The sequence below is a fragment of the Rhodococcus mengyinensis genome, from assembly GCF_048381435.1.
GTDB lineage: Bacteria > Actinomycetota > Actinomycetes > Mycobacteriales > Mycobacteriaceae > Rhodococcus_F > Rhodococcus_F opacus_D.
Map to the genome: position 1 here is coordinate 1 of NZ_JBLWIT010000078.1, position 9877 is coordinate 9877.

A 9877-nucleotide genomic window follows, 5' to 3' on the forward strand; every position below is an offset into this window, starting at 1 on the left:
GTCGTCGACGGGCGCACCGTGCAGGCAAACGGCGGCAAGGACGGGTTCTGGCTCGGACCGACCCTCATCGACCACGTCACCACCGACATGAGCGTGTACACCGACGAAATCTTCGGACCCGTCCTGTCCGTCATCCGCGTCGACTCCTACGACGAGGCCCTGGAACTGGTGAACTCGAGCCAGTTCGGCAACGGCACCGCCATCTTCACCAACGACGGCGGCGCCGCCCGGCGGTTCCAGAACGAGGTCGAGGTCGGCATGGTCGGCATCAACGTCCCCATCCCCGTCCCCATGGCGTACTACAGCTTCGGGGGCTGGAAGAACTCCCTCTTCGGCGACAGCCACGCCCACGGCACCGAAGGCGTCCACTTCTTCACCCGCGGCAAGGTCGTCACCACCCGCTGGCTCGACCCCAGCCACGGCGGACTCAACCTCGGCTTCCCCCAGAACAACTGAGCCGGAAAGGACCTACGGTCATGACGACGACAGTCTCCCAGGAACTTCTGCCCACCGGTCAGTCTCTCGACGCGGCCCGTGTCGAAGGGGAGCGCGCGTACGCCCTCGACCGGGCGCACGTGTTCCACTCGTGGTCCGCGCAAGAGCAGATCACCCCGATGACGATCCTCGCGTCCGAGGGTTCGTATGTGTGGGACGGTGCCGGGAACCGCATGCTCGACTTCTCGTCCCAGCTCGTCAACACGAACATCGGGCACCAGCACCCCAAAGTCGTTGCCGCCATCCAGGACCAGGCCGCGAAGCTGTGCACCATCGCACCGCAGTACGTGAACGACGCCCGCTCCGAGGCCGCCCGGCTGATCGCCGAGCGGACCCCGGGTGACTTGAACAAGGTGTTCTTCACCAACGGCGGCGCCGACGCCAACGAGCACGCTGTGCGCATGGCTCGGCTGCACACCGGCCGCTACAAGGTGCTGTCGCGGTACCGCTCGTACCACGGCGGCACGGACACCGCGATCAACCTCACCGGCGACCCGCGCCGGTGGCCCAACGACTACGGCAACAGCGGAGTCGTCCACTTCCACGGACCGTTCCTGTACCGGTCGCAGTTCCACTCGGAGAACGAGCAGCAGGAAACCGAGCGCGCGCTCGAGCACCTCGACCAGCTGATCCGCCTCGAGGGGCCGAACTCGATCGCAGCGATCGTCCTCGAATCGGTTCCCGGGACCGCGGGAATCATGGTGCCCCCGCCCGGTTACATGGCAGGTGTCCGCGAGATCTGCGACCGCTACGGCATCGTGTTCATCGCCGACGAGGTGATGTCCGGGTTCGGCCGGACCGGAAAGTGGTTCGCGATCGACCATTTCGGTGTCGTCCCCGACCTGATCACGTTCGCGAAGGGGGTCAACTCCGGGTACGTCCCGCTCGGTGGTGTCGCGATCAGCGAGAAGATCGCGGCGACGTTCGCCAACCGGCCGTACCCCGGCGGACTCACCTACTCGGGGCACCCGCTCGCCACCGCAGCCGCCGTCGCGACGATCAACGCGATGGAGGACGAGCGGATCGTCGAGAACGCGGCCCGGATCGGCAGCGAGATCCTCGGCCCCGGACTGCGTGGCCTGGCCGACCGGCACCCGTCTATCGGCGAAGTCCGCGGACTCGGCGTGTTCTGGGCGATCGAACTCGTCGCCGACCGTGCCACGAAGGAACCGCTCGCGCCCTACGGCACCTCCAGTCCGGCGATGAACGAGGTGATCGCGGCGTGCAAGGCAGGAGGATTGCTGCCGTTCGCCAACTTCAACCGCATTCACGCTGTGCCGCCGTGCACCGTCACCGAGGCCGAGGCCCGCGAAGGACTCGCGATCCTCGACACGGTTCTCGACATCGCGGACGCACACCGCAACTCCTGACACCCCGTCTGCCACACATCCGTGTCCTGACACTCGATCCGTCCCGCGGTCAATGGCGCCCGCGGGACGGATCTTTCTCGTTTCCACGACAACACACGGCGCCCGGATCTCAACGGAGAGAATCTATGAGCTCGACCACGTCCACGCTCGCACTGTCCCTGCCGGAAGGCTATGTCGAAGAACGGGATCGGCCGCCAGTTCCCGACGTCGCCATCCTCGACCGCTTGACCACCGACGCATTCGACCTGCACGTCCACACCGTCGGACCGAACGAGAACCGGCAACTGCGGGTCACGCTCTACAGCGGAGGCTCGACCGTGTCGCTCGAACGGGTGCTGCGGCTTCTCGGGAGCCTCGACCTCGAGGTCGAGGGTCAGCGGACGTCGGTGTTCCGCCGCGCCGACGGACTGGTGTGCCGGCTCTACGACTTCCGGGTGTCCGCGGGACCGCTCGTCACGTCCGCGGTGGCGTCGGGATCCGTCGAACCCGAGGCCGTCCTGGAGACGTTTCGTGCGATGTGGTCGGGTTGCGCGGAGGCGGATCGGTTCAACGTGCTGGTGCTCGCCGCCGGCCTGGACTGGCGGGAGGTCGTGCTCCTGCGCGCGTACGCACGCTTCCTGCGACAGAGTGCTCTGCCCTACGACCAGGGCCGGATCGAGGCGGTCCTGCTGTCGCGTCCCGAGTTCGCGTCCGCACTCGTCGCGCTGTTCCACGCGCATTTCGATCCATCCCGTCCCGGTGGCGGCACGTCTCGCGACGACGAGGTCGAACAGTGTGCGCGCCGGGTCGAATCGCTGCTCGCAGAGGTGGAAGGCCTCGACGCCGACCGTATCCTGCGCGCCTACTCGGGCCTCGTCGCGGCGACGACCCGCACCAACTTCTATCGGGACGGAGCGCTCGGCCCCGCTCGTCCTCAGTTGTCGCTGAAGTTCCGCTCCGGCGAGATCGACGAACTTCCGCGGCCGAGGCCGTTCTACGAGGTCTTCGTGTATTCACCGGACATGGAGGGCGTGCACCTGCGATACGGACCCGTCGCGCGCGGCGGGCTCCGCTGGTCCGACCGGCTCGACGACTACCGCACCGAGATCCTCGGACTCGTCAAGGCGCAGGCAGTGAAGAACGCCGTCATCGTGCCCGCGGGCGCCAAGGGCGGATTCGTCGTGCGCAACCCGTCGTCCACCGGCCAGGACTGCTACCGCCAGTTCATCTCCGGGCTGCTCGACGTCACCGACAACCGTTCGGGCACAGCCGAATCGGTTCACCCGGACCGGGTCGTCTGCCGGGACGGCGACGACCCCTACCTCGTGGTGGCGGCGGACAAGGGCACTGCCACGTTCTCCGACACCGCCAACGAGGTGGCCCGGACGTACGACTTCTGGCTCGGTGACGCGTTCGCGTCCGGCGGTTCGGTCGGCTACGACCACAAGAAGATGGGCATCACCGCGAAGGGTGCGTGGGTGAGCGTCACCCGGCATCTGGCCGAACTCGGAATCGACGTCGACCGTGACAGTTTCACGGTCACGGGGATCGGCGACATGAGCGGCGACGTCTTCGGGAACGCCATGCTGGCGAGTGCCGGCATCGGGCTGGTCGCCGCGTTCGACCACCGCCACATCTTCGTCGACCCCACTCCCGGCAGGGAGCAGGCCTGGCAGGAACGCCGCCGGCTGTTCGAGCTGCCGCGGTCGTCGTGGGCCGACTACGACCGGACCCTCATCAGTGAAGGCGGCGGCGTCTGGTCGCGTGAGAGCAAATCGATTCCGGTGAGCAGCCAGATGCGGACGGCGCTCGGTCTCGCCTCGTCGGTGACGACGTTGACGCCGCCGGAGATGATCCGCGCCATCCTCGCCGCCCCGGTGGATCTCCTGTTCAACGGCGGCGTCGGGACGTACGTCAAGGCCTCGTCGGAGTCGCACACGGACGCGGGCGACAAAGCGAACGACACCGTCCGGATCGATGCACGCCGGCTGCGTGCACGCGCTGTCGCCGAGGGCGGCAACCTGGGCATGACGCCGCTCGCCCGCATCGAGTTCGCCCGGACGGGTGGGCTCGTCAACACGGATGCACTGGACAACTCGGCCGGAGTGGACTGCTCCGACCACGAGGTGAACATCAAGATCCTGCTCGACTCGCTGCCCGTCGACCGGCGGCTGGACCCGGTGCGGCGCTCGGACCTGCTCGGGGCGCTCACCGACGACGTGTCCGAACTCGTACTCGCCAACAACCGTGCGCAGAACCGGGTACTCGGCGACGCCCGGTCGAACGCCCACCGGATGGTGGACGTGCACTCGAGGATGGTGAACGACCTGGTCGACAAGCGCGGTCTGGACTGCGACCTGGAGGCGCTTCCGAACCCCGAGGGTTTCGCCGAACTGTCGGAGGCAGGCCTCGGGCTGAGCTCGCCGGAACTGGCGACCCTCCTCGCCCACGCCAAGCTGGATCTGAAAGCGGAACTCGAGGATACGGACGTCTTCTCCGACGGGTACTTCTCCGAGCGGCTCGGCGCGTACTTCCCGGCCGCGCTGCGCACCGTCCTTCCCGTCGACGCGCACCCCCTCCGCCAGGAGATCCTCGCCACCGAGATCGTGAACGACATCTTCGCTCGCGGCGGACTCACGTACGCGTACCGGCTGCGTGAGGAGACTGGGGCCGGGCCCGCGGATGTGGTGCGCGCGTTCGCCATCACGTCGGAAGTGTTCGGGCTTGCGCAACTCTGGTCCGACATCGCCGCGGCGAAACTACCACCGGCGACGGAGTACGAACTGGTCGTCGAGGCCCGCCGGCTGCTCGACCGGGCGTCGCGGTGGTTCCTCGCCAACCGTCGGCAGCCGCTGTCGGTGGACGCCGAGATCGACAATTTCCGGCGCCACGTCCACACGCATTCCGGCGACGTCGGCGGATGGCTCCGCGGCGCGGAGGTGCTGGCGATGGAGGACACGCGTCGCTCCTACGACGAGGCGGGCGTCGAGACGTCCATCGCCCGGCGTATCGCGGACGGCCTCTACCGCTTCAGCCTGCTCGACATCGTGGACGTCGCCCGCGAACTGGAGCACGACGTCGCCGAGGTGGCGCCGCTCTACTTCGCCCTCTCCGATCACCTCGGCGTGGATCGATGGCTGATCAAGGTGTCGGCGCTTCCGCGGGGTGAACGGTGGCACACCCTCGCCCGGGTGGCGCTGCGCGACGACCTGTACCGCTCCGTCCGGCTCCTGACCCGGGACGTCCTGTCGTCGGGGGCGCCCGGCGATGCGCCGGACTCCCGGATTCTGCTGTGGGAGAATGCGAACCGGGCGAGAATCGAGCGTGCTCGCCGGACGCTGGGGGAGATCGACGCCGCGTCCACCCACGATCTCGCGTCGCTGTCGGTCGCGGCCAATGCGCTTCGCGCCTGTGAGTACTTATTAACGTCAGGCGGTTAATAAGTACTCACGGGCGAAGCTACAGGGTGCGTGCAGAATCGATGGTGGGTGCGTCGTCCTCGTCGTCGGGTACGAAGTCGGCTTCGCCGGCGGAGGCCGGTTCCTTCCAGATCCAGGGCTGACCGTCCTGGACGACGCGCCGGTAGGCGTACAGCACGATCGACAGCGACAAGACGACGACGCCGACGATGAGTTCCTTCGTGCTGCCGTATCCCGTGATGGAGGCGCTGAGCGCGCCGACGACGACCATGATCGTGTCGATCACCACGAGAAGGCCGGCGATGTACACCCACTGCTTGCCGAGCTTGATGGGGCGATGGGCGTCCGGTTCGTCGCGGCGCAGGTTGAGGAAGCCGGTCAGCGACAGGATGTGGCAGATGAGGTAGCCGACGATGCCGGCGACGATGACAGCGAGGGCCTCGCCGACGAACAGGATCAGGATGACGTTGACGAGCAGGTCCAGCGACATGGCACGCCCCGGGACCTTGAAGCGGTTGAGCTCACCGAGTTGCTTGATGGTGAGGCCCTCCCGGGCGCTGCCGTGGAGCACGCGTCCGCCGTCGGCGGTGGTCATGACCATCAGGAGGACGAGGCCGGCGATGAGGCAAATCGCCATCACGATGTCGCCACCGGGGAAGAGGCTTTCGAACACGGTCAGGTAGAAGGAGACGGGGTTTTCCGCGACATCCGCCTGGTCGACGAGTCCGCCGACGCCGAACGGGACGAGGATGTAGACGGCGATGACGAAGAAACCGGCCAGTCGCAATGCAATTCGGCTGTCGCGGATGGTGTCGCGGAATTCGGGCACGAACGAGGCGACGGCCTCGATGCCGTACACCGACCAGGCGAGGACGAACATCCAGGCGATCGCGGTGCGCCAGCCGGCTTCACCGCTGGCGGCGATGTCCCAGTGCAGATTGCTCATCGACCAGTTGTCGGACAGGAGAGGAGCGGCCGCGAAGACGACGATCGGGACGAGGACGAGCGCGCCGGTCGCGTACATCAGCCACATCGCGGGTCGCATGCCCAGGACGTTCAGGCCCCAGCCCATGACCAGGACGCCGAGTGCGATGACGTGGGGGAGTCCGATTGTGGCCAGGCCCGTGGAGAACGTCCACGTCTTTTCGGGGAACCACTCGGCCTGGACCAGCTTTCCGATCTGCAGACCGTAGATGGCGAGTGAACTGGACCAGGAGAACCAGTAGCCGTACGTCGCGAGCGGACCGACGAGGGTCGACCGGGTCCGCCAGCCCTGGTGGGCGTACATCGAGATGCCGCCGACCTTGTCGACGAACATGCTAGCCATCTCGGAGTAGATGAAGTTCTGCAGGCACGCGAGGACCGCGACGGCGCCGAGGAGGACGAGCGTCGTCCACGCGCCGATCAGGCCGATTGCGTACCCCATGCCGACGAAGAGTGCGGCGGGGATCGAGAGGCTGATGGTGAAGCCGTCCCACCACCGCAGGTTCTTCTCATAGGTGTGGTCGTCGGCGTAGGAATCGTGCAGGCTCACGGGATTCTCCAGTTCTGGGCCTTGTCGGCGCAGTGTGTGTATTCAGAATGCGGACCTCGGCGACTCGAGTCGAGTGGGGGTGGAGGCCGACGGACCGCCGCAAGTATGTGATTCAAGACACTAACACCGCGCAATGCGTCACACAAGATGAAAATAACCCCGCAATGCGCATTGACTGAGCGTTTACATTCACGAAATGCAGCCTTTTGGCCCCACAACGCCACTGATCTCGTCGTTCTGGATAGAGTCGGTCCATGTCTCAGCACACTCTGGACGAACTGGACCGCGCGATCCTGCGGCAACTCGAAGACGATGGGCGGCGAGCGTTTCGGGAAATCGCCCGAAACCTGGGGTCCTCCGAGGCGACGGTACGGGCGCGCGTGAAGCGTCTGCAGGATCTGAACATCCTGCGCATCGTCGCGTTCGCCGATCCCGAACGGCTGGGCGACTCGCAACTGGCTCTGGTGTTCCTGACGGTCGACCCGGCCCGGCACCAGCAGGTCGTGGACACTTTGACCGAGATGCCGGAGATCACTTACGTCTCGACACTGCTGGGGCGCAGCGACATCTGCGTCGAGGTCGGCAGCGCCAACAATGCCGAGCTGTGGGCATTCCTGAATCAGCACGTCAGCACCATCGAGGGCGTGCGCACCACGGAGACCATCTCGATCCTCAAAGTGCACAAGCTGCGGTACGGCACACCCTCGAAGGAGTAGTCCTACCGTCCGTCGCTGAACACCGTGCGGTGCCAGGCTTTCCGGGAGACCCCGGTGATGTCACTCATGACGTGTTTGACGGTCAGGTACTCCTCGAACGAGTACGTCGACATGTCCTTGCCGAAGCCGGACGCGCCGACCCCGCCGTGCGGCATCTCGCTGATGATCGGGATGTGATCGTTGATCCACACACACCCCGCGTCGATGTCCCGTGAGGCGCGCTGCGCGCGGTACACGTTCGTCGTCCAGGCCGACGCGGCGAGACCGTAGTCGGTGTCGTTGGCGCGGCGGATCGCGTCGTCGTCGCCCGAGTGGCGGCTCACGGTGAGCACGGGTCCGAACGCCTCGTCGCGGTAGATCTCCGCATCCTCGGTGACGTCGGCGATCAGGGTCGGGAGGTAGAAGGCTCCGGGCAGGTCGGGGGCGGATCCGCCGGTCACGATCCGGAAGCCTGCCGCGCGGGCGCGCTGCACCATGCCGTCCACCCGGTCGCGATGAGCGAGCGTGATCAGCGATCCGAGATCGGTGTCCGGGTCCCAGGGATCCCCCACGACCACCCGTTCCATCAGTTCGGCCACGCGGGCGACGAAATCGTCGTACAGCGAGTCCGCGACGATCGCGCGGGTCGCCGCGGTGCAGTCCTGGCCGCCGTTGATGAGTGACGCCGCTACCGCGCCGTGCACGGCCGCATCGAGATCGGCGTCGTCGAACACGACTAACGGCGCCTTGCCGCCCAGCTCGAGCTGCACGCGGGTGCCGTTCGCGGACGCCTGCGCCATCACCGGGGCCCACGGCAGTCGACCCGGTGAATGTCAGGACATCGATACCGCGATGTCCGGCGAGCGCGGCGCCGACCTCGGCACCCGTGCCCGTCACCACGTTGAACACGCCGTCGGGCAGACCGGATTCGGTCGCCAGCCGGGCGAGACGCAGCGTGGTGAGGGGAGTGAGCTCACTCGGTTTGAGCACGACCGTGCACCCGGCGGCCAGCGCCGGAATCACCTTCCACACCGCCATCTGTAGCGGATAGTTCCACGGCGTGATCGACCCGACGACGCCGACGGCCTCACTCCGGATGCTCGAGGTGTGGTCGGGGGAGTACTCGGCGGAGGCCTTGCCCTCGAGATTGCGGGAGGCTCCGGCGAAGAAGTCGATGTTGTCGATGCTGCCCGGGACGTCGAACTCGCGAGCGAGCCGGATTGCCTTGCCGGTCTGCGCGACTTCCTCGCGGGCGAACAGTTCCGCGTCGCGTTCGAGTGCGCGGGCGAGGGTGGTGAGAGCGGCTGCGCGCTCGGCCGGGACCGCACCCGACCAGGCCGGGAAGGCGGAGCGTGCCGACCGGACGGCGGCGTCGACGTCCGACGCGGTCGCCAGCGTCAGCGTCGTGACGAGCGCGCCCGTCGCCGGATCGATGATGCCGTGGGTGTCGCCGGATCCATGGGCCGCGGATCCGGAGATCCAGCAGCCGGGCACGGTGGTCGGCAGGCCGATCGAGAGAGAAGGCGGGTGAGGGGCCGAGACGGTCATGAGATCACTCCAAGACGGGGGCGACGAGAGATTTCCTCACAGTAGGAGCGATCTCGTGTTGGCTACCCGTCTTCGCGAATTAAGTCGATAAATCAGGCGAGAAGCTGCGTATTGCGTCAATAATCCTGGTCCAACTACTTGAATTCGTGGAGAAATGGGGTCAGGATTGGCGCATGCCGGATCGAACCTCGACTTCCGGCGATCCAACAGAGGTGATCATCCAGGGTTCGGCCGACGGAACCCGAACCATACCGAAATCGACTGAACCGGAACGTAATTGAGGATAACGATGACTGCTGTCACCGAAAGAACCACGACCGGACACGACCGCTCGGCTGCGCGCCATCTGTGGGGGCATTTCTCCCGGCACGGGCAGAACATCACGCCGCCGATCATCACCCGCGGTGAGGGCGCCCGGATCTGGGACACCGCCGGCAAGAGCTACCTCGACGGGCTGTCCGGGTTGTTCGTCGTCCAGGCCGGGCACGGCCGCACCGAGCTCGCCGAGGCCGCCGCCAAGCAGGCCGAACAGCTCGCGTTCTTCCCGCTCTGGTCCTACGCCACCCCACCGGCGATCGAACTCGCCGAACGCCTCGCCGGCTACGCCCCCGGCGATCTGAACCGGGTCTTCTTCACCACCGGCGGCGGCGAGGCCGTCGAAAGCGCCTGGAAACTGGCCAAACAGTACTTCAAGAAGGTCGGCAAACCCGGCAAACACAAGGTCATCTCCCGCTCCATCGCCTACCACGGCACCCCGCAGGGCGCCCTCGCCATCACCGGCATCCCCGCCCTGAAGGCCCCGTTCGAACCGCTCACCCCCGGCGCGTTCCGGGTCCC

General features: G+C 66.7%; 6 protein-coding genes and 1 pseudogene. 5 read left to right on the forward strand and 2 right to left on the reverse strand.

The window, feature by feature from the left end:
* The 3 genes from ACNJ7E_RS15105 to ACNJ7E_RS15115 all read left to right on the forward strand — a co-directional run.
* Positions 1-456: aldehyde dehydrogenase family protein (locus tag ACNJ7E_RS15105; protein WP_418340279.1), on the forward strand; the 456-nt coding region annotated here is incomplete at its 5' end.
* Positions 457-476: 20 nt separating this feature from the next.
* The gene (locus ACNJ7E_RS15110; RefSeq protein WP_418340280.1) at positions 477-1865 is read left to right on the forward strand and encodes an aspartate aminotransferase family protein; all 1389 of its coding nucleotides are present in this window, start codon (positions 477-479) and stop codon (positions 1863-1865) included.
* A gap of 125 nt (positions 1866-1990) precedes the next feature.
* Positions 1991-5284 carry an NAD-glutamate dehydrogenase domain-containing protein gene (locus tag ACNJ7E_RS15115; RefSeq protein ID WP_418340281.1) on the forward strand — a complete coding sequence of 1098 codons (3294 nt, stop codon included), beginning with the start codon at positions 1991-1993 and terminating at the stop codon, positions 5282-5284.
* Positions 5285-5303: 19 nt separating this feature from the next.
* Here the strand turns inward: ACNJ7E_RS15115 and ACNJ7E_RS15120 are convergent, their stop codons facing one another.
* Positions 5304-6797, reverse strand: coding sequence for an APC family permease (locus ACNJ7E_RS15120; RefSeq protein WP_418340282.1), 1494 nt, complete (start codon positions 6795-6797; stop codon positions 5304-5306).
* A 254-nt stretch (positions 6798-7051) separates the two neighbouring features.
* On the opposite strand from ACNJ7E_RS15120, the gene ACNJ7E_RS15125 reads away from it, so the two are divergent.
* Positions 7052-7513, forward strand: a complete 462-nt coding sequence (locus tag ACNJ7E_RS15125) for an Lrp/AsnC family transcriptional regulator (RefSeq protein ID WP_037242237.1) — start codon at positions 7052-7054, stop codon at positions 7511-7513.
* Between the two features lie 2 nt (positions 7514-7515).
* Here ACNJ7E_RS15125 and ACNJ7E_RS15130 read toward each other — a convergent pair.
* Positions 7516-9040 (reverse strand): annotated as a pseudogene (locus ACNJ7E_RS15130) (gamma-aminobutyraldehyde dehydrogenase).
* Between the two features lie 289 nt (positions 9041-9329).
* On the opposite strand from ACNJ7E_RS15130, the gene ACNJ7E_RS15135 reads away from it, so the two are divergent.
* The coding region (locus ACNJ7E_RS15135; protein ID WP_418340283.1) for an aminotransferase class III-fold pyridoxal phosphate-dependent enzyme at positions 9330-9877 on the forward strand (548 nt) is incomplete at its 3' end.